At 74.3% G+C, this 19,960-nt stretch carries 21 protein-coding genes and 1 other RNA gene; 4 read left to right on the top strand and 18 right to left on the bottom strand.

Annotated features, from left to right (window positions below; translation table 11 throughout):
- Positions 1 to 23: 23 nt before the first annotated feature.
- Positions 24 to 728, top strand: a complete 705-nt coding sequence (locus tag MJ876_RS11390) for a TetR/AcrR family transcriptional regulator (protein ID WP_240236412.1) — start codon at positions 24 to 26, stop codon at positions 726 to 728.
- Here the strand turns inward: MJ876_RS11390 and MJ876_RS11385 are convergent.
- The 8 genes from MJ876_RS11385 to MJ876_RS11350 all read right to left on the bottom strand — a co-directional run bounded on the left by MJ876_RS11385 (position 712) and on the right by MJ876_RS11350 (position 8,561).
- Complete coding sequence (locus MJ876_RS11385; RefSeq protein ID WP_240236411.1) at positions 712 to 1,725, bottom strand: DUF3048 domain-containing protein; 1,014 nt, start codon at positions 1,723 to 1,725, stop codon at positions 712 to 714. The genes MJ876_RS11390 and MJ876_RS11385 overlap by 17 nt on opposite strands.
- 110 nt (positions 1,726 to 1,835) lie before the next feature.
- A complete protein-coding gene (fabG, locus tag MJ876_RS11380; RefSeq protein WP_240236410.1) occupies positions 1,836 to 2,591 on the bottom strand; it encodes a 3-oxoacyl-ACP reductase FabG in 756 nt (251 codons plus the stop codon).
- 61 nt (positions 2,592 to 2,652) lie between these two features.
- The gene (locus MJ876_RS11375) at positions 2,653 to 3,078 is read right to left on the bottom strand and encodes an HIT family protein (RefSeq protein WP_240236409.1); all 426 of its coding nucleotides are present in this window, start codon (positions 3,076 to 3,078) and stop codon (positions 2,653 to 2,655) included.
- Positions 3,075 to 3,923 carry a hypothetical protein gene (locus tag MJ876_RS11370; RefSeq protein ID WP_240236408.1) on the bottom strand — a complete coding sequence of 283 codons (849 nt, stop codon included), beginning with the start codon at positions 3,921 to 3,923 and terminating at the stop codon, positions 3,075 to 3,077. The genes MJ876_RS11375 and MJ876_RS11370 overlap by 4 nt, the downstream gene beginning before the upstream one ends.
- A gap of 342 nt (positions 3,924 to 4,265) precedes the next feature.
- Positions 4,266 to 5,666, bottom strand: a complete 1,401-nt coding sequence (locus MJ876_RS22240) for a M15 family metallopeptidase (protein WP_240236407.1) — start codon at positions 5,664 to 5,666, stop codon at positions 4,266 to 4,268.
- A 34-nt stretch (positions 5,667 to 5,700) separates the two neighbouring features.
- Positions 5,701 to 7,050 carry a hypothetical protein gene (locus MJ876_RS11360; protein WP_240236406.1) on the bottom strand — a complete coding sequence of 450 codons (1,350 nt, stop codon included), beginning with the start codon at positions 7,048 to 7,050 and terminating at the stop codon, positions 5,701 to 5,703.
- A gap of 7 nt (positions 7,051 to 7,057) precedes the next feature.
- Entirely contained in the window at positions 7,058 to 8,158 is a 1,101-nt protein-coding gene (locus MJ876_RS11355) for a DNA glycosylase AlkZ-like family protein (RefSeq protein WP_240236405.1), read from the bottom strand.
- Positions 8,159 to 8,273: 115 nt separating this feature from the next.
- Complete coding sequence (locus MJ876_RS11350) at positions 8,274 to 8,561, bottom strand: DUF1905 domain-containing protein (RefSeq protein WP_240236404.1); 288 nt, start codon at positions 8,559 to 8,561, stop codon at positions 8,274 to 8,276.
- Between the two features lie 54 nt (positions 8,562 to 8,615).
- Between MJ876_RS11350 and MJ876_RS11345 the strand changes: the two genes are divergently transcribed.
- Entirely contained in the window at positions 8,616 to 9,842 is a 1,227-nt protein-coding gene (locus tag MJ876_RS11345) for a sulfite oxidase (protein WP_240236403.1), read from the top strand.
- A gap of 97 nt (positions 9,843 to 9,939) precedes the next feature.
- Here MJ876_RS11345 and ssrA read toward each other — a convergent pair.
- Positions 9,940 to 10,307, bottom strand: a transfer-messenger RNA (tmRNA) gene (ssrA, locus tag MJ876_RS11340).
- A gap of 40 nt (positions 10,308 to 10,347) precedes the next feature.
- Positions 10,348 to 10,689, bottom strand: coding sequence for a tetratricopeptide repeat protein (locus MJ876_RS11335; protein ID WP_240236402.1), 342 nt, complete (start codon positions 10,687 to 10,689; stop codon positions 10,348 to 10,350).
- Positions 10,690 to 10,761: 72 nt separating this feature from the next.
- Here MJ876_RS11335 and ribD point away from each other — a divergent pair, with 72 nt between their 5' ends.
- Positions 10,762 to 11,760 carry a bifunctional diaminohydroxyphosphoribosylaminopyrimidine deaminase/5-amino-6-(5-phosphoribosylamino)uracil reductase RibD gene (gene ribD, locus MJ876_RS11330; RefSeq protein ID WP_275694869.1) on the top strand — a complete coding sequence of 333 codons (999 nt, stop codon included), beginning with the start codon at positions 10,762 to 10,764 and terminating at the stop codon, positions 11,758 to 11,760.
- A gap of 36 nt (positions 11,761 to 11,796) precedes the next feature.
- On the opposite strand, the gene MJ876_RS11325 is transcribed toward ribD, so the two are convergent.
- From MJ876_RS11325 to ftsE, 7 genes are all read right to left on the bottom strand, one after another.
- The gene (locus MJ876_RS11325; protein ID WP_240236400.1) at positions 11,797 to 12,216 is read right to left on the bottom strand and encodes a BLUF domain-containing protein; all 420 of its coding nucleotides are present in this window, start codon (positions 12,214 to 12,216) and stop codon (positions 11,797 to 11,799) included.
- Between the two features lie 13 nt (positions 12,217 to 12,229).
- A complete protein-coding gene (locus MJ876_RS11320; protein WP_240236399.1) occupies positions 12,230 to 12,646 on the bottom strand; it encodes a BLUF domain-containing protein in 417 nt (138 codons plus the stop codon).
- A gap of 2 nt (positions 12,647 to 12,648) precedes the next feature.
- Complete coding sequence (gene smpB / locus MJ876_RS11315; protein ID WP_308192594.1) at positions 12,649 to 13,128, bottom strand: SsrA-binding protein SmpB; 480 nt, start codon at positions 13,126 to 13,128, stop codon at positions 12,649 to 12,651.
- Between the two features lie 32 nt (positions 13,129 to 13,160).
- The gene (locus tag MJ876_RS11310; protein ID WP_240236397.1) at positions 13,161 to 13,718 is read right to left on the bottom strand and encodes a hypothetical protein; all 558 of its coding nucleotides are present in this window, start codon (positions 13,716 to 13,718) and stop codon (positions 13,161 to 13,163) included.
- 60 nt (positions 13,719 to 13,778) lie between these two features.
- A complete protein-coding gene (locus tag MJ876_RS22235) occupies positions 13,779 to 15,041 on the bottom strand; it encodes a M23 family metallopeptidase (protein ID WP_240236396.1) in 1,263 nt (420 codons plus the stop codon).
- 53 nt (positions 15,042 to 15,094) lie between these two features.
- Positions 15,095 to 16,006, bottom strand: a complete 912-nt coding sequence (gene ftsX, locus MJ876_RS11300) for a permease-like cell division protein FtsX (protein ID WP_240236395.1) — start codon at positions 16,004 to 16,006, stop codon at positions 15,095 to 15,097.
- 75 nt (positions 16,007 to 16,081) lie between these two features.
- Complete coding sequence (gene ftsE / locus MJ876_RS11295; protein WP_240236394.1) at positions 16,082 to 16,771, bottom strand: cell division ATP-binding protein FtsE; 690 nt, start codon at positions 16,769 to 16,771, stop codon at positions 16,082 to 16,084.
- Positions 16,772 to 16,845: 74 nt separating this feature from the next.
- On the opposite strand from ftsE, the gene MJ876_RS11290 reads away from it, so the two are divergent.
- Complete coding sequence (locus tag MJ876_RS11290) at positions 16,846 to 17,523, top strand: hypothetical protein (RefSeq protein WP_240236393.1); 678 nt, start codon at positions 16,846 to 16,848, stop codon at positions 17,521 to 17,523.
- A gap of 515 nt (positions 17,524 to 18,038) precedes the next feature.
- Here MJ876_RS11290 and MJ876_RS11285 read toward each other — a convergent pair.
- Entirely contained in the window at positions 18,039 to 19,958 is a 1,920-nt protein-coding gene (locus MJ876_RS11285; RefSeq protein ID WP_240236392.1) for an alpha-amylase family protein, read from the bottom strand.
- Positions 19,959 to 19,960: the final 2 nt, after the last annotated feature.

The following is a 19,960-nucleotide window of genomic DNA, read 5'->3' as shown; positions in this document are numbered from 1 at the left end:
CGCCCACGCCGTAGACTGGTGTGATGCCTGTCGCACGAGCAGCCAAGATGCTCCGCCCCGCGGTGGCCTCCCTCCCGGGCTCCACGCGACGCGCGCAGTACTCCGCCGCCACCCGGCGCGCACTCGTCGAGGTGGCCACCGAGCTCTTCACCGAGCAGGGGTACGCCGCGACCTCGCTCGACTCCATCGTCGCCGGGGCCGACGTCACCAAGGGCGCGCTCTACCACCACTTCGGCGGCAAGCAGGCGCTCTTCGAGGACGTCTTCGCGGCCGTCGAGCACGACGCCGGCGAGCGCATCCGGAGCCGGCTCGCGGACGCGGGCGGACCCTGGGACCAGGCGCTCGCCGGCCTGCGGGCCTTCCTCGACGTCGTCCGGGAGCCGGCGTACCGGCGCGTCGTGGTCCAGGAGGGCCCGGCGGTGCTCGGGCACGAGCGCTTCCGCGAGCAGGAGCGCACCTGCCAGGGGATCGTCGTCGACCTGGTCGCCGCCGTCCTCGCGGACGCCGACGCCGACGGTGTCGTCGACCAGCCGATGCTGGAGACGATCAGCGACATCTTCTTCGGTGCGATGTCGACCGCCGGCGAGACGGTCACGGCCGCCGACGACCCCGACGCGGCGAGCGCCCGGGTCGAGGCCGCCGTGGCCTACCTCGTGGCCGGGCTGCGGACGATGGTTGAGGCGGGCGTGCCGCTCCCGACCAGCCGCAGCCTCACTTCGAGAAGCTGACCGACCCGCCGTTCGCGGGGATCAGCTCGATCCACGTCCTGCCGGGCGGGACCACCAGCGGCTGGTCGTCGCCGGCGCTGAGGCGCAGCGCGCCACCGAAGCCGTCCTTCGACCAGGTGCCGGACACGGCGCGCCCGCCGCTGAAGAGGGTCGCGTCGCCGCTGCCCTGGAAGATCGTCTCGGGCACCGGGTTGCCGGCCGGGTCCAGGTAGCCGGCGTCACCCACGCGCGCCTTCAGGACCAGGACGTTGTCGGCCCGGAAGGCGTCGCCGGCGGCGGCGTACCCGTTCGTCAGGTCGTAGGCACCCCCGGAGAACCGCCAGGTCGAGGTCCGTGCGGGCGAGAAGGTGGCGGACAGCGACGTCGCCGGCTTGCCCTGCGGGTTGTCCGCGGCGTCGCCGAACGGGAGGTAGTCCGGCGGGCGGGTGGGCTCGCTCGCGGCGCCGACGTCCTTCAGGTTGGCCATCAGGTTGTACGGCGCGGAGCGGTCGGAGGCCCGGTAGAAGCCCTTCGAGCCCTCGGTGAGGATCGGGATGCCCGCGCCGCGGATGCGCGCCACGGTCGGCGCGGCACCCCCGCTGGTCACCATCGACCCGCCGGCGGGCTCGACGATGCCGACGTCGGAGGCCCGCATCGACCGGACGGGCCCGACCTCGGACGGCAGGTCGCGGTAGAAGAAGGCCGCGAGGCGCGTCGTCCCGCCCTCGACGAGCTGCTCGACCACGAGCTCGGCCGAGCCGAGGCCCACCTGCGGGCTGGACGACGAGGAGTTGTCGATCTTCGTCACCAGCACCGGGTGGGTGCGCTCGGAGGTCTGGTCCGCGGCCACGGGCTCGCCGGTGAGGGGCCAGTACGAGGTGAGCTCGTGGCCCGAGACGGTCTGGAGCGGGTCACCGCCGGAGGCCTGCTGCTCCCCGTCGTCGCCGCTGCACGCGGCGAGGAGGAGCGTGGTGCTGAGGACTGCTGCGGTCAGGGCGAGCCTGCTGCGCGTGCGCATGGCGTCCCTCCTTGTCTACCGATCTGGTTGTCTACCGATCTGGTCGACTTAGTGTGGCACCGCCGCCGGGCGGGCGCGGGAGGCGCGCCGCCCGGGGCGGGGCACCAGGTCTAGACCAGGGTCGCACCACCGTCGACGTACAGCGTCTGCCCGGTCACGTACGACGCCTCGTCGCTGCACAGGAACGCGGCGATGGCGGCGATGTCCTCGGGGTGGCCGACGCGCTTCACGGGGTTGCGGTCCGCGGCGGCGGCGCGGAAGTCCTCCACGCTCATCCCGACCCGCTGCGCGGTCGCGTCGGTCATGTCGGTGGCGATGAAGCCCGGGGCGATGGCGTTGGCGTTCACGCCGAACGGCCCGAGCTCGATGCCGAGCGTCCGGGTGAAGCCCTGGACGCCCATCTTCGCCGCGGAGTAGTTGGCCTGGCCGCGGTTGCCCAGCGCGGAGACGCTGGAGAGGTTCACGATCTTGCCGTAGCGCTGCTCGACGAAGTGCTTCTGCGCGGCCTTGGTCATCGCGAAGGCGCCCTTGAGGTGGACGTTCATCACGAGGTCCCAGTCGGTCTCGCTCATCTTGAACAGCAGGTTGTCGCGCGTGATGCCGGCGTTGTTGACCAGCACGTGCACGCCACCGAGCTCGGCGACGACCCGCTCGATCGCGGCCTCGGCGCCGGCGACGTCCGCGACGTCGACACCGATGCCCACGGCCTTGCCGGGGAGCCCGGACGCGGCCTGCTGCGCCGCGGACTCGTCGAGGTCGAGGACCGCGACCGCGGCGCCCTCCTCGGCGAACCGGGTGGCGATGGCCAGACCGATCCCTCGCGCCGCACCAGTGACGACGGCGACCCGCTCGTCGAACCGACCCATCAGACTGCCTCCTACCGATCAGTAACGGACGCTGGTCACGATAGGTGCAGCCGTCACGCGCTCACCCGGGGGGCGGCTCCAGCACGCTCCTCAGCCGGTCCCCGACCTCGGCGGCCTCCCCCTCGCCGTACGTGGTGCGGGGCCAGAAGAACCCCCGCAGGCCGTCGCCCTTGGTGCGGGGCGCGACGTGGCAGTGCAGGTGCGGCACGGACTGCGAGACGACGTTGTTCATCGCCACGAACGACCCCTGGGCGCCGAGCCCGGCCACCACCGCGCGGCAGACCCGCTGCACGGCCTCGAGGAAGCCGTCGCGCAGCTCCGCGGGCAGGTCGGGCAGCGTGTCGACGTGCTCGCGCGGCACGACGAGCACGTGGCCGGGGAACAGCGGCCGCGTGTCGAGGAACCCGACGTACGCCGGCTCGTCGAGCACCACCTCGGCGTCGGCGTCCCCGGTCGCGATGGCGCAGAACACGCAGGGCCTGCTCACGGGCGCGGCAGTCCCATCGGGTTGGGCATGCCGACCCAGCCGCGGTCGACGACGTCGCGGGCGACGGTGCGCAGGGTCGCGGCGACCGTCTCGGCGTCGTCGCCGAGGGTGGCGAGCGGCGACGACGCGAGGCGGTCGGTGTCGTCCTCGACCCGCTCGCGCAGGGCGTGGCCGTCGTCCGTGAGCGTCTCGCCGTCGGTCACCACCAGTCCGCGGGAGCGCAGGCCGTCGAGGGAGGCCTCCCACTCCTCGTCGGTCCAGCCGCGGCTGCCCTGGACGATGTCCCGCCCGGTCACCCCGGTGCCGACGTGGGTGACGGAGGCGTCGAGGCCGGTGAGCCCCGCGTGGACGCACGCGAGCACGTGGCCGTCGCCGCGGTGCTCGCGCAGGACGGCGGTCACCAGCCAGAGACGGGAGAGCAGGTCGTCGGGCCGCGGCACGCTCGCCCAGGCGGCGCCGAGGGCGCGCCCGTCGTACGCCGCGTGGTCGGCGGCGCTCTCGAGGGCGTCCACCGCCCGCTCGAGGTCGCCGCGGTCGACGACGGTGACGGCCGGCTCGAGGACGCGGCTGGCGGTCTCCAGCCGGGAGGTGATCGCGACGTCGGGCGTGATGCGGCCCCACACCTTCGGCAGCGCCCGCTCGACGCGGGCCGGCGCGAACCCGAAGAAGAGCGCCGTGACCACGGCCGGCGGCACCTCCCCCAGCGGCGCGGACCGCGCGGCGAAGTAGTCGTTCCAGCCACCGGTCAGGCCGCGGGAGGCCATGTCCTCCCTGAACGCCGGGTGGAAGTAGCCGATCGCGTGGAGCGGCTCGTAGGCCTGCCAGAAGCTGCGGGCGGGGTGCATGGGGTCACTGTGTCACCGTCGGCGCCCCCGGTGGCCGAGGTCTCGGCAGGCCCGACCGGCGGTGGCCACCGCCGGCCGCCTTGGCGACTCGGCGCCGCGACCACCGCTGGTCGAGCAGCGAGGGAGCGCCAGCGACCGAGCGTCCGTCGAGACCGGGCCCGCCCGCACGCGCAGGTCGAGGTCTCCACGGGCTCGACCGGCGTCGGTGGCACCAGCCTGTCCCCGAGGCCGTCGTCCACCTCACCGGGTCTCGACACGCGCGGTCGCGACCTCGTCCCTCGGTCGCGCGCGCTGCTCGACCAGCATCGACGCGGTCCGCCCTCGTTCCTCGGGCGTCCCGCGTCAGTGGCAGACGCCGCCGTCGCAGGCGAGCGGTCGGCGACCCAGGCGGGCGACGGGGCGGCCGTCGAAGTGGTGCGCGTCGAACGTCCCGTAGGTCCAGCGGAAGCCGTGGGCGGCGAAGATCCGCACCACCTGGTGCTCCGCCGAGCGCCACGCGACCCGCGGGTGGGACCTCCCCACCCACCAGGTGTTCGGCGTCCAGCCGTTGTTGGAGCGGTACGGGTTCTCCCACGGGTTGATGTCGATCGAGCGGCCGTAGGAGTGCGGGGACCGGCGCCCGGGCGCCCCGACGACGTCGCGACAGTTGAACGCCGAGGTGTTGTCGGCGGCCATCGAGGCGTAGTCGTCGGCCCCGTTGAGGCGGTCGGAGTAGCCGAACCTGTCGACGCGGTACATGTGGCGGACCGGGATCTCCGCGGCGTACAGCGCACGCACCACACCGAGCGTCTTGCCCACGATGGCGGCGTTGACGACGAGCTCGCCGCGCCGGCGGTAGCCGTCGAAGTCCCAGTAGTTGGTGCGGACGAGCCGCAGCCCTGGGCGCCCGACCGGGCAGCCCCGCCGCCAGCTGCGCCCGACCATGCTGCGCCAGACCGGGTCGGGGATGCGGACCGCGGACGCGTTGGCGCCCTTCCCCACGGCCCGTGCCTGGTCGGGCAGGCCCCGGCGGGGTCGCGGCGCGCCGGCGGGGAGGCTCACGGGGGTGCCCGGTGGGAGGTTGTCGATGCGCAGCACGGGCGAGGTGTCGCCGACGTGCCAGGACGACGCGGCGCCCACGAGGCGGTAGCGGACGTCGGAGCGGGGCGTGGTGGTCCAGCGGGCCTTGCCGTCGGCGTCGGTCCGCAGGCGGGTCGCCGTCGTCCAGCCGTCCCTCGTGCCCCGCTCGACGCGGACCGCACCGGCGACGGGCTCGTCGTTGCCGGTGACCCAGCTGACGCGCAGGGTGACCGGCCGGCCGTCGCGGACCTTCTGCTGCGCGAACCCGCGCAGCACCGTGTTCCGCCGCAGCACGGCCACGTCGCGGCGGTCGCTCTCGGTGCCGTCCGCCGTGGTGCGGAGGGCCCGGAACCGGTTGCGCTCGGGCGTACGACGCAGCGTGACGTCGTGCTGCGCGTCGCCGTCGGCGCCGGTGGTGAGGTCGGCGACCGGCTGCCAGTCACGGCCGTCGTAGCGCTGCAGGCGCACGGGCTCGTCGGCCACGGGTTCACCGTCGCCGTCCACGACCCGCACGGTGGCGGTGACGACGGTGTCGGCGTACCCGCGGGGCACGGCGAGGCTGGTCCCGCCGTCGGCGGCCCGGCCGTCCCGCGGGCTCGCGGTCGAGGCGGGCGCTGCGAGCAGCCCGGCGGTGAGCAGGACGGCCACCAGGGCGGCCAGCGGGGACCCGAGACGTGTCGTCACACGTCGGATCATGGGGCGTCGTGGCCCCCGGTGGTCAGCGGCGCGCGGTGAAGGTCCCGTAGCGCCAGCGGAAGCCGTGGCGCGCGAAGACCCGCACCACCGGGTGCGCGGTGGAGCGCCAGGCGACACGGGGGTGCGCCCGGCCGACCCACCAGTCGTCCGGCACCCAGCCGTTCGGGGTCAGCGAGGGGTTCTCCCAGGGGTTCATCTCGATGGACCGGCCGGTCGCGGACACCGCGCGGTCCCGGGGGCGTCCGAGGGCGCCGCGGCAGTTGAACGCCGAGGTGTTGTCGGCAGCCATCGACGCGAACCCGTTGGCGCCGCGCAGGCGGGAGGAGTAGCCGAAGCGGTCGACGCGGTACATCCGGCGCACCGGCAGCTCGGCGGCGTACAGGCCGCGCACGACGCCGAGCACCCGCCCGACGACGTCCGCGTTGACGACGAGCTGGCCGCGGTAGCGGTAGCCGTCGAAGCCCCAGTAGTTGGTGCGCACCAGGCGCAGGCCCGACCGGCCCACCGGGCAGCCGCGGCGCCAGCTGACGCCCACCATGTCGTTCCAGACGTCGTCGGGCAGGTAGGTCGCGACGGCGTTGGCGCCCCGGCCGACCGCCCGCGGCTGCGCCGGCAGCGCGCGGCGCGGAGCCGGCGCCCCGGCGGGCAGCCGGACGCGGTCCCCGGGCGGCAGGTTGTCGACGGCGATCTCGTTGCTGGTGTCGCCGAGGAACCAGGACGACGGCAGGCCGACCGCACGGAACCGGGTGTCGACGCGCGGACGGACCCGCACGCGCGCCTTGCCCAGCTTGCTGGTCTTCAGGGTGTCGGCGGCGCGCCAGCCGGAGCCCGTGTCCCGCTCGAGCCGCACCTTGCCGCGCAGGCGCTCGCCCTGGCCGGTGGCCCAGGAGAGGCGCAGGGTCATCGACCGGCCGTCGCGCAGCTTCTTCTGGCCGAAGAGCGTGACCCGGCTGGTGCGTCGGAGCAGCGCCGGGTCGCGGCGGGTGGTGAGGGTGCGCGTCGGTGTCGTGTGCTTGACCCGGAAGCGGTTGAGCTCGGCGCGCCGACGCAGGGTCACGGGGCGGCTGACGCGGCCGTCCTCGCCGGTCTCTCGGGCGGCGAGGAGCTGCCACGAACGGCCGTCGAAGCGCTGGAGGCGGACCCGCTGACCGGCGTCGGGGCGGCCGTCGGCGCCGAGGAGGCGCACGGTCGCGTCGACGCGCTGGTCGGCGTACCCGCGGGGGACGAAGAGGTCGAGGTCCTTGACCCGGCCGCCTCCACCCTCGGACCGCACCGACTCCGCGAGGCCGCGGGCGGACGCGGCGGGGCCGGGCGCGGCGAGCAGACCGGCGACGAGGGCGGCGACCACGGCGGACGCCAGGCGAGGCATCATCCGTCGATCATCGTGCCGCGGGGCCCACATCCTCGCGCGCAACGCCGAGCCAGGCCGCCAGCTCTTCGAGACGGGCGTCGACGGCGTCCGCCGTGGCGGGGGTCCACCCGGCGTCCGGGTGGACGCCGCGGACCTGCAGCTCGCCGGCGTCGAGGACCGTCTCGGCGTCCACGCGACCCACGAGGCGGTCGCCGTCCAGGACCGGCATCGCCCAGTAGCCGAACTGCCGCCGGGCGACGGGCCTGAACATCTCCAGCACGTAGTCGAAGTCGAACAGCTCGACGGTCCGCTTGCGGTCCAGCAGCAGGTGGTCGAGCGGGGACAGCAGGACCACACGGCCCTCACCCGGTCGCCACGGCGCGTCGAGGTACGCCGGGTCGACGCGCCACCGTCCGCGGAGACCCTCGACCCGGGCCTCCTCCCCCGCCTCGCCGACGACCCGGGGGCGTGCGATCCCCAGGGCGGCGAGGCGTCGGCGTCCGCGCTCGGCGAGAGCCTGCTCGAGCGGGACCGGGTCGTCGTCCGGGTAGACCCGCGAGGCGAGGTCCCACAGCGGCGTACGACCCTCGCGGCCCGCGAGGGCGACCTCGCCGCGCTGGACCAGGAAGTCGAGCAGCCGCTGGAGGTTCTTGCCGCCCGTCCAGCCCGACGAGCGCCACGGCCGGACGCAGGTGTCGGGCAGGGCGGACGTCGGCAGCGGCCCGTCCGCCCGCAGCGCCGCGAGGACGTCGCGTCGACAGCCGTCGTTCGCGGCGACCCACGCGGCGAGGTACCGCTGCGACTCCTCGGTGCCCGTGCCCGCGGGCCAGGCCGCCATCTCGGCGGTGTGCAGCCGCAGGTCCTCGGCCGGCAGCGCGTGCATGCGGAGCTCGACGAGCCGACCGGTGTCGAGGAGGTCCTGCAGGTCCCCCGGCGCGTACGCCGACCCGAGCCGCCCCCACAGCACGAGGTCGGCGCTGCGGGCGACGTACGAGGTGGGGTCGAGCTGGAGGGTCGTCAGGTGCCGCACGACGTCCGCCGCGTCGGTGGGGCGGGGCTCGGTCAGCAGCTGCGCCCGGACGGCCACCTGCCGCGCCCGGTCGACGCTCAGCACGTGGACCTCGCTCATCCCCCGCACGCTAGACCCGGTCCCGGACGACCCGCGTCCGCGACGGTCCTCCCGCGAGCCGACCGACCACCCGACCACCCCGACCACCCCGACCGCCCCCGGCCGGAGCGGCCGTTCAGACGTCCATGGCGAGCGTCACCGTGACGACGTCGTCGAGCGCGATGCCCTCGGGCGTGCGCAGCGCGTCCTTGAGCGGGACGACGTACCCGCCGGCCCTCGGCCACAACGAGGTGGTCGACACGGTCTGTCCCACCCGGACCTCGACCGGGACCATGCCCCAGCCGTAGGTGACGGCCCGGGCGACCTCGGCGATCTCGGCCGCCTCGTCCGGCGGCACGGTGACGAAGTGGTAGGGCGCGGGGCCGCGCCACTCCCAGACCACGCCGGCGAAGGTGAGCTCCACACGCCGAGGCTACGACGACCAAAGTCGAGTAACTCGATAGTGTTCAATGGCGCCATGACGACCCGACCGCAGGCCACCCGCCGCACCGTCCTGTCCGCGGCGGCGGTGACCCCGTTCGCCGCACCCCTGCTGCGACCCGGCCACCCGGCGTACGCCGGCGCCCCGAACATCCTCAAGCCGCTGCCGCCGGAGCGCTTCCACGACTACGGCACCAACGCCGAGATGCGCTGGGACTCCGTCGACCCCGCGCGGTACTACACCGCGCAGCGGGACCTCTTCGTCCGCAACCACACGCGGACGCCGACGATCGACCCCGCGACGTACGCCCTGCGGGTCTTCGGCGACGGCCTCGAGGAGCGACGGAGCCAGGACGACGCGCACGTCCTCACGCTGCGCGACCTGAGGAGGCTGCCGCGACACACCCGCACCACCGTGCTGGAGTGCACCGGCAACGGGCGCAGCTTCTTCGGCAGCCAGCAGGACCAGACGGTCAGCGGCACCCCGTGGAAGCTGGGCTCGGTCGGCACCGTGCGGTGGGAGGGCGTCCGGCTGCGGACCGTCCTGCGCCGCCTGGGCCTGTCGCCGCGCGCGGTGTCGGTCATGGCCACCGGTCTGGACGACGAGTTCGTCAGCGGCGAGACCAACTACGGCCGCGTCCGCCGTCCGTTCAGCCTCGAGAAGGCCCTGGACGACGCGATCCTGGCCTGGGGCGCCAACGGCCAGGACCTGCTGCCCGACCACGGCTTCCCGCTGCGGCTGGTGCTGCCGGGCTGGATCGGCATCGCCAGCATCAAGTGGCTCGGGTCGCTCGAGGTCTCGAAGCGCGAGCAGACGTCGCCGTGGAACACGACCTTCTACCGGATGACCGGCGGCGACCACCCGGCCGACTCCCCGCCCCTCACCCTCAACCCGGTGCGCTCCGCCTGGGAGCTGCCGTGGGAGGCCACCCTCGAGGCCGGGACGACGACCACGCTGACGGGCCGGTCCTGGAGCGGCGCCGGTCCGATCAGGCGCGTCGACGTCAGCCTGGACGGGGGCGGGACGTGGCAGCGCGCCGACGTGGTCGACCCCGCGGGCCGCGCACCCCGCAGCGGCGCCGGCGACAGCGGCGCGGGCTGGACCCGGTGGACCGTGCGGTGGCGGCGGCCGCGGGCAGGTACCTACGAGCTCCTCGCCCGCGCGACCGACCGCTCCGGGCGCACCCAGCCGGACGTGACCCCGTTCAACTCGCAGGGCTACTTCTTCGACGCGGTGGTCCGCCACCCCGTCACCGTGGCCTGACCGCCCGCAGGACGGCACGACGCACGAGAGCCGCCCCGGGAGGCCGGGGCGGCTCTTGTGCCGTGCTGCTCAGAGGGCTGTCAGGCAGGTGGTGCCGTGGTGGAGCTGGCGGGAATCGAACCCGCGTCCTCGGGCGCCGTGCCAGGGCTTCTACGGGTGTAGCGCGTGGTGGCGTTTTCTCAGTCCCGGTGCTCCCACGAGCAGGTCACCGACGGACTCAGCCGGGTTGAAGTCCCCGTCAGCACTCCCGGCGAGCGCTGACGAGCAAGCCTCCTAGATGAGGCCGGGACCCGGGGCGGAGGCGCACCCGGACCGACCCTCCGATCACCGCTCAGGCGGCGAGAGCGAAGTGACTGCGCTTGTTATCGGCAGTTGTTGTTTTCCAGCGATCGTTCACGAGATGACGCTGGCTCCTCGACCCGCTTCCCCTGGGATCAACGTCCCCAGTCGAAACCGATCAGCCCCTCTTGAGTTGTGCTCCTCCATCGTAGCGCGGAGCGCCGACTCACGCTCCCAGCGCGGCGGCCACCCGGCGGGCGCCCGCCGCCTCCTCGCGGCGCGACCCGCGCTCGAGGATGCGGACCAGCAGCAGCGCCGCGTACGCGTCGGCCGGGTCGTCCGCGAGGATCGCCCGCGTCGTCTCCTCGGCCCGGCGCAGCTGCGCGGAGTGGTAGTACGACCGCGCCAGCAGCTGACGCGCGTCACCCAGGCCGTGGCCCGCGCCGCCGTCACGCTCGACGTCGGCGAGCAGGCGCTCCAGCAGGGTCGCGGCACCGCGGTAGTCGCGCTCGTCGAAACGACGCTCGGCCATGCGGAACCGCTCGTAGCTGCTCACCACTCCGGTCATGTCGTCACAACACCGCAGCCGCCCTGGTGTTCCCTGGCAGGATCGGACGCCGTGAGGACCGAGCGCGAGGCCATGGACCGGGCGCTGTCCCTCGCCGCGACCCCCGGCGTCCCCCTGGGCCCCAACCCCCGCGTGGGCTGCGTGCTGCTGTCGGCGGACGGCGAGGTCGTCGGCGAGGGCTACCACCGCGGCGCGGGCACGCCCCACGCCGAGGTCGACGCCCTCGCTGCGGCCGGCGCCGCGGCGTCCGGGGCCACCGCGGTGGTGACGCTGGAGCCGTGCGACCACACCGGGCGCACCGGGCCCTGCACCCAGGCCCTCCTGGCCGCCGGCGTACGCCGGGTCGTGCACGCGATGTCCGACCCGAACCCGCTCGCCGCGGGCGGGGCCGCCACGCTGCGCGCCGCCGGCGTGGAGGTGTCCGGCGGGCTCGCCGAGGCCGAGGCGCGGGCGCTCAACCGGGCCTGGCTGCACGGGCTCACCCACGCCCGCCCGTTCGTCACCTGGAAGCTCGCCGCCACCCTCGACGGTCGCAGCGCCGCCGCCGACGGCACGAGCCGCTGGGTCTCCGGCCCGGAGTCCCGGCTCGACACCCACCGGCTGCGCGCCGAGGCCGACACGATGCTGGTGGGGACCTCGACGATCCTCGTGGACGACCCCCTGCTGACCGTCCGCGACGCCCACGGCGCCCCGCTGCCCCACCAGCCGCTGCGGGCCGTGATGGGCCTGCGGGACCTGCCCGCCGACGCCCGGGTGCTGCAGCCCGTGCCCGGCGCACCGGACACCCTCCACCTGCGCACCCGCGACGTCCACGGGGCGCTCGCCGCGCTGTACGACGCGGGCCGGCGCCACGTGTTCTGCGAGGGCGGACCCACCCTCGCCGCGGCCCTGTGGGAGGCGGACGTCGTCGACGAGGTCGTCTGCTACACCGCGCCGATGCTGCTCGGGGCCGGTCGCTCCGCCGTGGCCGACCTCGGCGTCACGACCATCGCGGACGCCGTCCGTCCCGAGGTCGTCGACGTCACCCGCGTCGGCGACGACGTCCGGTGGACGCTGCGTCCTCGCCGCTGAGCGGTGCGCCCGCGGCGGGCCCGGCCACGCCGGAGGTCAGTACGCCAAGTCGCGGAACAGGCGGGCGCCGACCGCGCCCCGGCTGAACCGCAGGCTGGCCTCGTGCAGCGTCGACCCGGCACGGAGGAAGTCCGTGAAGCCGGGGGTGTGGAGGGACTGCTCGTCGCCGAGGTAGTCGAAGCCCATGGACCAGTCCGGGAACCTGCGCTCCCCGACGTCCTCGCGCAGGGTGCGGAGCACCTGCTCGTGGCGCGGGTCGAGCGCGATCCGCTCGAAGAGCCCGTCGACGGCGTCCCCCGGGCCCTCCAGCGTCTGGATGAACCGGCCCCCGGCGTACAGCAGCATGCCGGTGACGTCGAGCGAGGCGTTGCGGGCGCGGGCGGTCACCATCAGGTCGTGCAGCTCGGCGAGGCGGAAGGGCCGCACCGCGGCGCTCACGTACGTCAGGGACCTCATGCCCGGCTCCGGCTCAGCGCGGGTAGTCGCTGAACAGGCGGTAGAAGATCCCGGCCCGGCTGTGCTGGAAGGAGCCGTGGGAGCTCTTGTCGGTCTGCAGCCACGAGTTGAAGCCGGGGATCTTCGCGGCCTCCTCGTCGGAGACCATCTCGAAGCCCATCGACCAGTCCGGGAAGCTGCGCTCCTTCACCTTCTCGCGCAGCATGATCATGATCTCGCGGTGCCGCTGGTCCTTCTCGATGGTGGAGTACAGGTCGGTGACCGCGTCCTCCTCGCCCTCGAGGGTCTGGATGAAGTTGCCACCGGCGTAGAGCATCATCCCGGTCACGCCGAGGCGCTCGTTCTTCGGTCGCGCCTGCGCGAGGAGCTCTTCGAGCTGCTCACGCGAGAAGGGCTCCGTGGCGCTGCTCAGGTACGTCAGGGAGAGCATGGTCAGTCCGTCATTCCTTTCAGGCGGCGCCCCACGGCCTGCTCGGTCTCCCGGTCGGCCTGGCGCTCCGCGATGCTGTGCCTCTTGTCCCACGTCTTCTTGCCGCGCGCGAGACCGATCTCGACCTTGGCGCGACCGTCCTTGAAGTACAGCGCGAGGGGGACCACCGTCAGTCCCTTCTCCGATACCCGGCGGGCGATCTTGTCGATCTCCTCGCGGTGCAGCAGGAGCTTGCGCCGCCGGCGGGCCGCGTGGTTCGTCCACGTGCCCTGGGAGTACTCCGGGATGTGGACGCTGTGCAGCCACGCCTCGTCGCGGTCGATGTCGACGAAGCCGTCGACGAGCGAGGCACGACCCGCTCGCAGCGACTTCACCTCGGTCCCGGTCAGGACCAGACCGGCCTCGTAGGTGTCCTCGACGTGGTAGTCGTACCGCGCGCGCTTGTTCTGGGCGATCAGCTTGCGCCCCTGCTCGCGTGCCACAGGAGGCATTCTGTCAAGCCGCGCAACAGCGTTCAGGTCCGGGGCGCCGGAGGCTCCTGGTACGGCGTGGTGGTGGGGGTCTGCGGTGCGGCCGACGGCGGCGCGGACGGGTGCGCGGACGGCGGGGCGACCGGCGGCGGGCGGTCGCCGGTCGTCGGGGCGGCTCCGGGTGCGGCCCGCTCCGGCTCGCGGGGCGCCGTCCCGGGGCCGGTGTCGATCTGCGGGCTGCCCGACTCGCCGGACCGGTGGTCGACGTCCGGGTCGATCCGGTCGGCCTCCGCGAGCGCGGTCTCGTGCTCCTCGCGCTGCTCGCGGGCCACGCGCGCCCGCTCGGCGGCCTCCCGCTCGAGGCGCTCGGCCTCCGCGGCCTTGGCCCTCGCCTCGGCGCGGGCGCGCTCCGCGGCGGCCCCGGTCTCGCGGGCCTGGGCCTCGCTGCGGGCGACCCCGGTGGCGCGGGCGCCGGCCTCCTCCCGGAGCTCCTGGGCCCGTGCGCTCCGCCCGAGGCGCCGGCGCTTGGCGAGCGCCAGCCCCACCGCGACCAGCACGAGCACGACGACCAGGGCGACGACGACCCACATCCACGGTTCCATGGCTCACCCAAGCACAGGACGGCCTCGGGGCGCCCGGAAGCGCGCCGGAGCGCGTCCGACCTACAGCCAGTCCATGGGGTTCACGGGGGTGCCGTTCACGGTCACGGTGAAGTGCAGGTGGCAGCCGGTGGACCAGCCCGTGGAGCCGACGTACCCGATCAGCTGACCCTTCGCGACCCGCTGGCCCGGGGAGACGACGTAGCTCGTCGCGTGGTTGAAGATCGAGGCGAGGCCGACCCCGTTGGTCAGGCCGTGGTCGAGGATCAGACGGTTGCCGTACGAGGTGGAGAAGTAGGAATCGACCACGGTGCCGGCGGCGCCGGCGTACATCGGCGAGCCGCAGGGTGCGCCGAAGTCCGTCCCGTCGTGCAGGGCGCGGTAGCCGTAGATCGGGTGCGTGCGCATGCCGAACGGCGAGGTCACGTACCCGTCCACCGGGTAGCCGAGCACTCCCCCGCCCGCCGGGGCTCTCCCGGCGCCGGCGCCCGCCGCCATCGCCCGGCGACGCAGCAGCTCCTCGACGCGGTCGCTCTCGGCCTCGAGCTCACGCAGCGTCCGCCGGTCGGCGGCGCGGGCCCGGTCGGCGGCCTGCCGCGCGCGGCTGCGCTCGGTGACCAGCCCGTTGACCTCGGTGGTCACCTGCCACTGCTCGGCGGTGAGGTCCTTCTTGCGCGCCAGGTTGTCGGCGGCGGCCTCCCGGCGCTCCGCGACGAGCTCCTTGGCCGCCTCGACGGCGTCCTCGTCGACCGACAGCAGCACCTCGGCGGCGCGCAGGTCGTCGTACGCCCGGGCCTCGTCGCCCACCAGGACGTCGGTGGCCTCGTCGCGGCGGGTGAGGTCGGCGGGGTCCTCGGCGTTGAGCATCGACGCGAAGGCGGCGAGCCCCGGGTCGGCGCCGGTGTAGAGGTCGACGACGGTGTCGGCGACGGCCAGCCGCTGGTCCTCGACGTCCGCCTGGCCGGCCGCGAGCGCGTCACGGGCCTCGGCGAGCTCGTCCCTGGCCTGCTGCAGGCGGTCGGCCATGCGCTCGTCCTGGCGCTTCGCCTCGGCCAGCTCGTCCTGCACCTCGTCGAGGCGCGCGCGGGCGTCCTTGAGGTCGTCCTGGGCCGCTCGGAGCCGGGTCACGGCCCGGTGGGCGCGGGCGCTCGACTCGCTGAGCGCGGAGTCGGCGTCGTCGATGCGGTCCTCGAGCCGGTCGGCGCGCTGCCGGAGGTCGTCGGGCTCCGCGGCCGCCGTGTACGTCAGCGAGGCGCCGAGCAGGAGCGCGGCAGCCGCGGCCAGCGCGATCGCTGGTCGCCGGGCCGTGCGGGGAAGGGAGCGCACCGAGGGGCCTCACCGGTCGGGGGAAACAACTCCCGCACCATAGGCCCCAGGCGTCACACCTTCGTGTATTTGCGGGTGAGCACGAGTGTCGGCAGCACGGTCAGCACCGGGCCCAGGACGGCGATGGCCGCGACGGCGACGCCGTACTCCGGCAGACCGATCCAGGGCATGAACCGCAGGGAGTCGCTCAGCTGCTCGGCGATGCCGAACCACATGAACGCCGCGAGGGCGCCCGCGGCCAGCGTCACGCCGATGAACGCCGTCACCAGCGCCTCGAGCACGAACGGCAGGGTGATGTAGAGGTTCGAGGCCCCGACGAGGCGCATGATGCCGATCTCCCGCCGTCGGGCCAGGGCGGCGAGGCGGATGGTGTTGCCGACGAGGAGCAGGGCCGCCAGGACGAGGAAGCCGGCGATCCCGATCGCCCCCCACTGCAGGGCGTTGAGGGAGGTGAAGATGGGTTCGAGGACGGCTCGTTGGTCGCGGATCTGCGAGACGCCGGCGAGCCCCTGGACGCGGCTGGCGACCGTCTCGAACTCGTCCGGGTCGGCCAGCTCGACCCAGACCGACTGCGGCATCGCGTCCGCCGTGGCGGCCGGGTTGTCACCGGTGAACCGCTCCTCGCCGTACAGCTCCTTGACCTTCTCGAACGCCTCCTCCTTCGACTCGTAGCGGTAGCCGGTCACGCCCTCGCTGTCGGCGACGGCGGCCTCGACGGCGTCGATCTCGGCGTCGGTGACCTCGCCGGTGCAGGCCGGGTTGTCGTCGCCGTCGCGGCAGAGGAAGACGGTGACCTCGAGCTGGCTGCCCCAGTAGCCCGCGGCACGGTCGGCCTGCTGGTTCAGCAGGACGCCGAGCCCCACGAGCGTCAGGGACACGAACAGGGTCAGCACCACCGCGATGTGCATCGTGAGGTTGCGTCGGAGGCCCTGGGCGAGCTCGGAGAACACGTAGCGCAGCTGCATGGGTGAGGAGGTCCTGCCGTCGGGGTCGGGGGCGGCCCGGAGGCCGGGGTCGGGCCAGGGACGGGGCCCTGGGGGTCAGCTCTGGAAGCCGTAGGCGCCCTGCGCCTGGTCGCGGACGACCCTGCCGCGCTCGAGCTCGACGACGCGCTTGCGCATCTGGTCGACGATGCCCGCGTCGTGGGTGGCCATGACCACCGTCGTCCCGGTGCGGTTGATGCGGTCCAGCAGCTTCATGATGCCCACGGACGTGCCGGGGTCGAGGTTGCCGGTGGGCTCGTCGGCGATGAGGATCTGCGGGCGGTTCACGAACGCGCGCGCGATCGCCACGCGCTGCTGCTCGCCGCCGGAGAGCTCGTCCGGGAACCGGTCGCCCTTGCCGTCGAGGCCGACCAGCTCGAGCGTCTCGGGGACGAGGTCGACGATCTGGGCGCGGGGCTTGCCGATCACCTGCAGGGCGAAGGCGACGTTCTCGGTCACCGTCTTGTTCGGGAGCAGGCGGAAGTCCTGGAACACGGTGCCGATGCGGCGCCGCAGCCCGGGGACCTTCCAGCTCGCGAGGCGGTTGATCTCCTTGCCCGCGACGTACACCCGACCCTCGGTGGGGCGGGTCTCGCGCAGGACGAGGCGCAGGAAGGTGGACTTGCCCGAGCCGGAGGTGCCGACGAGGAAGATGAACTCCCCCTTCTCGACCTCGACGCTGACGGCGTCGAGGGCGGCGTGGCCCTGGCCGGGGTAGGTCTTCGTGACCTTCTCGAAGCGAATCACCGCATCGAGGGTAGACGAGGTTCCTGAGGTCCTCGGGGCACCCCGTTCCGACCCCCGTTCCCTAGGCTGGCGCCATGCCCGTCGTCCCCCGGAGCGTCGCCCGGTCCCTGACCCGGTCCCTCGCGCCCCTGGCCGGGCTCGTGCTGCTGGTGAGCGCCTGCTCGGGCGGCTCGACCGAGCCGGAGTCGGCGCCGTCCGAGCCGCCGAGCCCCGAGCCGACGTCGCTGGCCGAGGTCGACACCACAGCCCTGGGCGTCGTCCGGACGGCGTTCTGCGACTCGATCGAGTCCGAGCAGGTCGAGGCCGCGCTGGGCGGCACCGTCAGCGACACCGAGCACTACGCGAACGGCGAGCGGGCCACGCTCGCCCCGGGCGTGACGGACGTGGCGCACGAGAACGGCTGCGTCTTCGTCGGCGAGGGCGACACCGGGGACGTCGTCGCCCGGACCTGGGTGTTCGTGCCGCCCGTGACCACCGACGAGGCGGAGACCCTGGCGGAGGCCGCCCGGGGCACCGACGGCTGCGAGGCCCTCGGCGACGCCGCGGCGTACGGCGAGCCGACCCTCGCCCAGGTGTGTCGCGCGGGCAAGGGCCGCGCCCGCACCGTCGAGGTCTCCTACCGGGGCCTGTTCGGCGACGCCTGGCTGGCCTGCTCCCTGCGGATGCCCGTCGCCGACTCCCCCGGCCGCCAGGAGCTCGTCGCCCGCACCGACGCCTGGTGCCTCGAGGCGGCGTCCGCCGCGGCGACCTGACCGCGAGTCGGCCCCAACGAACGCCTCCAGCACGCCGAGTCGGCCCGAACGCACGCCGTACGAACGCCCAGTCGGCCCCAACGCACGCCGTACGGACGCCCAGTCGGCCCCAACGCACGCCGTACGGACGCCCAGTCGGCCCCGACACACGCCCTACGGACGCCCAGTCAGCCCCAACACACGCCCTACGGACGCCCAGTCAGCCCCAACACACGCCCTACGGACGCCCAGTCGGCCCCCAACACATGCCCTACGGACGCCCAGTCGGCCCCAACGAACCCGATCGGCGCTCTCACGAGACGCCTTCGAACCGACTCGACGCTCTGGGGACAACAGCTCGAGCCGACTCGGCGTCCTGGAGGCGTGCGTTCGAGCCGACTCGGCGTCCTGGAGGCGTGAGTTCGAGCCGACTCGGCGTCCTGGAGGCGTGCGTTCGAGCCGACTCGGCGTCCTGGAGGCGTGAGTTCGAGCCGACTCGGCGTCCTGGAGGCGTGCGTTCGAGCCGACTCGGCGGACTAGCGGTCGACGACCCACCAGGCGCCGTACGGCGGCAGCCAGGCGAGGCCGTCGGCGTCGGCGGTGAGGGGCGCCTCGCCCAGCACGTCGTACGGCGTCGCGAGGCCGAGGTCGGCCAGCAGCGACAGCGCGACCGGGCGCGGGGCGGCGGTGACGTTGTGGAGGCCGACCACGGTGCCGGACCAGTGGCGGCGCAGGAGGCCGAGGACGCCGTCGTCGAGGCCGTCGTCGAGGACCTCCGGGTCCAGCGAGGCGTGCAGCGAGGGCAGCGAGGCCCGGACCCGCGCGAGGTGGGACAGCCCGCCGAGCACCCGGTCGGCGGCCGAGCCCGGGGCGGGCGGCAGGTGGTCGTCGGTGACGCGGGGTCGGTGGGCCCAGCGGTTGTCCGCCTCGTGGCCCGGCTCCTCGGCCCAGTGCTGGTCGTTGGGGAGCGCGAGCTCGTCGCCGCTCCACACGACGGGGACGCCGCCGTACCCGGCGACGATCGTGTGCGCGAGCAGCACGCGGGCGACGGCCGCCCCGGGGTCGGCGTCGATGCCGCACAGCGAGGCCGCCGTCCCGGAGATCCGGCGGTCGCCGGTGGCGGGGTTGGCCTGGAAGACGAGCCCGTCGGCCCAGGAGCCGGCGAACTCCCCGGCGTACCAGTCCGACAGGAAGCGCCGGTGGCCCTCGCCGGTCACCCCGACCGCGGCGGCGTCACCGTCGTCGACGGCCCAGCCGATGTCGTCGTGGCAGCGGACGTAGGTGATCCACGTGCCGCCGGGCGGCGTCGGCGGCAGCGCCCGCAGCGCGTGGCGCGCCAGGCGCGTCTCGCCGGTGGCGAGCATCGACCACACCTGCACCATGAGGCTGTTGTGGTAGGCCAGGTCGCTCACCCGGCCGACGTGCCGGCCGCCCTCCGAGCCGCCCAGGTAGGCGACGAGGTCCCGCGGGCCCACGATCGCCTCGGCCTTGAACAGGACGGCGGGCGCGGCCATCCGCGTCGTGGCCCGCAGGGCCTGCACGAGCTGGTGCACCTCGGGCTGGTTCTGGCAGCTGGTCCCCATGCGCTTCCAGAGGAAGGCGACGGCGTCCAGTCGCACCACCTCGACCCCGAGGTTCGCGAGGTCGCAGACGACGTCGGCGAACTCCACGAGGACGGCGGGGTTCGACCAGTCGAGGTCCCACTGCCAGGCGTTGAACGTCGTCCAGACCCACCCGGCGAGCTCGTCGTCGAAGGTGAACGAGCCCGGCGCGAAGTCGGGGAACACCTCCGGCAGCGTCGCCTCGTAGGCGTCGGGGACCGTCCGGTCGTCGAAGACGTGGAAGTAGTCGCGGTACTCGGGGTCCCCGGCGCGCGCCGCGGCCGCCCAGGCGTGCTCGCGCGCGACGTGGTTGAGCACGAGGTCGACGCACAGGCTGATGCCGCGCCCGCGCAGCATCGTGGTGACGGCGCGCAGGTCGTCGCGGTCGCCGAGGTCGGGCCGGACGCGGCGGTAGTCCTTGACGGCGTACCCGCCGTCGTTGTCGCCCTCGCGGGGCTCGAGCAGCGGCATCAGGTGCAGGTAGCTGACGCCGAGCCGCTCCAGGTGGTCGGCACGGCGCTCGAGCCCGGCGAGGTCGCCGGCGAAGCGGTCGGTGTAGCAGGCGTAGCCGAACATGCCCGGGTCCTGCACCCAGCCGGGCCGCAGCAGCCGGCGCGCGTCGAGCGTGTGGAGGTCGTCGGGCCGTGCGGCGTACGCGCGGGCGGCCACCCCGACGAGCCGCTCGGCGGTGCCGCGTCGCACGGCCTCGTCGTCGAAGACCGCCAGGCCCTCCAGCAGGTCGGGCGCCCAGCGCTCGACGCGGAGCAGGAACGCCTCGCGGCGCTCCGGCGTCAGCGCGGTCAGCAGGGACGCGGCGTACGTCGTGAGGGACGCCGCGAGGTCCTGGCCGGTCACCG

It is taken from the genome of Nocardioides sp. CFH 31398 (genome assembly GCF_022436705.1).
Lineage (GTDB): Bacteria > Actinomycetota > Actinomycetes > Propionibacteriales > Nocardioidaceae > Nocardioides.
The sequence above is the reverse complement of the archived record's forward strand: the minus strand, read 5'-3'. Positions and strand labels throughout refer to the sequence as shown.

Coding starts and splice junctions, on each gene's coding strand:
- MJ876_RS11390 (WP_240236412.1), top strand. CDS start 24: ATGCCTGTCGCACGAGCAGCCAAGATGCTCCGCCCCGCGGTGGCCTCC.
- MJ876_RS11385 (WP_240236411.1), bottom strand. CDS start 1,725: ATGCGCACGCGCAGCAGGCTCGCCCTGACCGCAGCAGTCCTCAGCACC.
- fabG (WP_240236410.1), bottom strand. CDS start 2,591: ATGGGTCGGTTCGACGAGCGGGTCGCCGTCGTCACTGGTGCGGCGCGA.
- MJ876_RS11370 (WP_240236408.1), bottom strand. CDS start 3,923: ATGCACCCCGCCCGCAGCTTCTGGCAGGCCTACGAGCCGCTCCACGCG.
- MJ876_RS11360 (WP_240236406.1), bottom strand. CDS start 7,050: ATGATGCCTCGCCTGGCGTCCGCCGTGGTCGCCGCCCTCGTCGCCGGT.
- MJ876_RS11355 (WP_240236405.1), bottom strand. CDS start 8,158: ATGAGCGAGGTCCACGTGCTGAGCGTCGACCGGGCGCGGCAGGTGGCC.
- MJ876_RS11345 (WP_240236403.1), top strand. CDS start 8,616: ATGACGACCCGACCGCAGGCCACCCGCCGCACCGTCCTGTCCGCGGCG.
- MJ876_RS11335 (WP_240236402.1), bottom strand. CDS start 10,689: ATGACCGGAGTGGTGAGCAGCTACGAGCGGTTCCGCATGGCCGAGCGT.
- ribD (WP_275694869.1), top strand. CDS start 10,762: ATGGACCGGGCGCTGTCCCTCGCCGCGACCCCCGGCGTCCCCCTGGGC.
- MJ876_RS11325 (WP_240236400.1), bottom strand. CDS start 12,216: ATGAGGTCCCTGACGTACGTGAGCGCCGCGGTGCGGCCCTTCCGCCTC.
- MJ876_RS11320 (WP_240236399.1), bottom strand. CDS start 12,646: ATGCTCTCCCTGACGTACCTGAGCAGCGCCACGGAGCCCTTCTCGCGT.
- MJ876_RS11310 (WP_240236397.1), bottom strand. CDS start 13,718: ATGGAACCGTGGATGTGGGTCGTCGTCGCCCTGGTCGTCGTGCTCGTG.
- ftsX (WP_240236395.1), bottom strand. CDS start 16,006: ATGCAGCTGCGCTACGTGTTCTCCGAGCTCGCCCAGGGCCTCCGACGC.
- MJ876_RS11290 (WP_240236393.1), top strand. CDS start 16,846: ATGCCCGTCGTCCCCCGGAGCGTCGCCCGGTCCCTGACCCGGTCCCTC.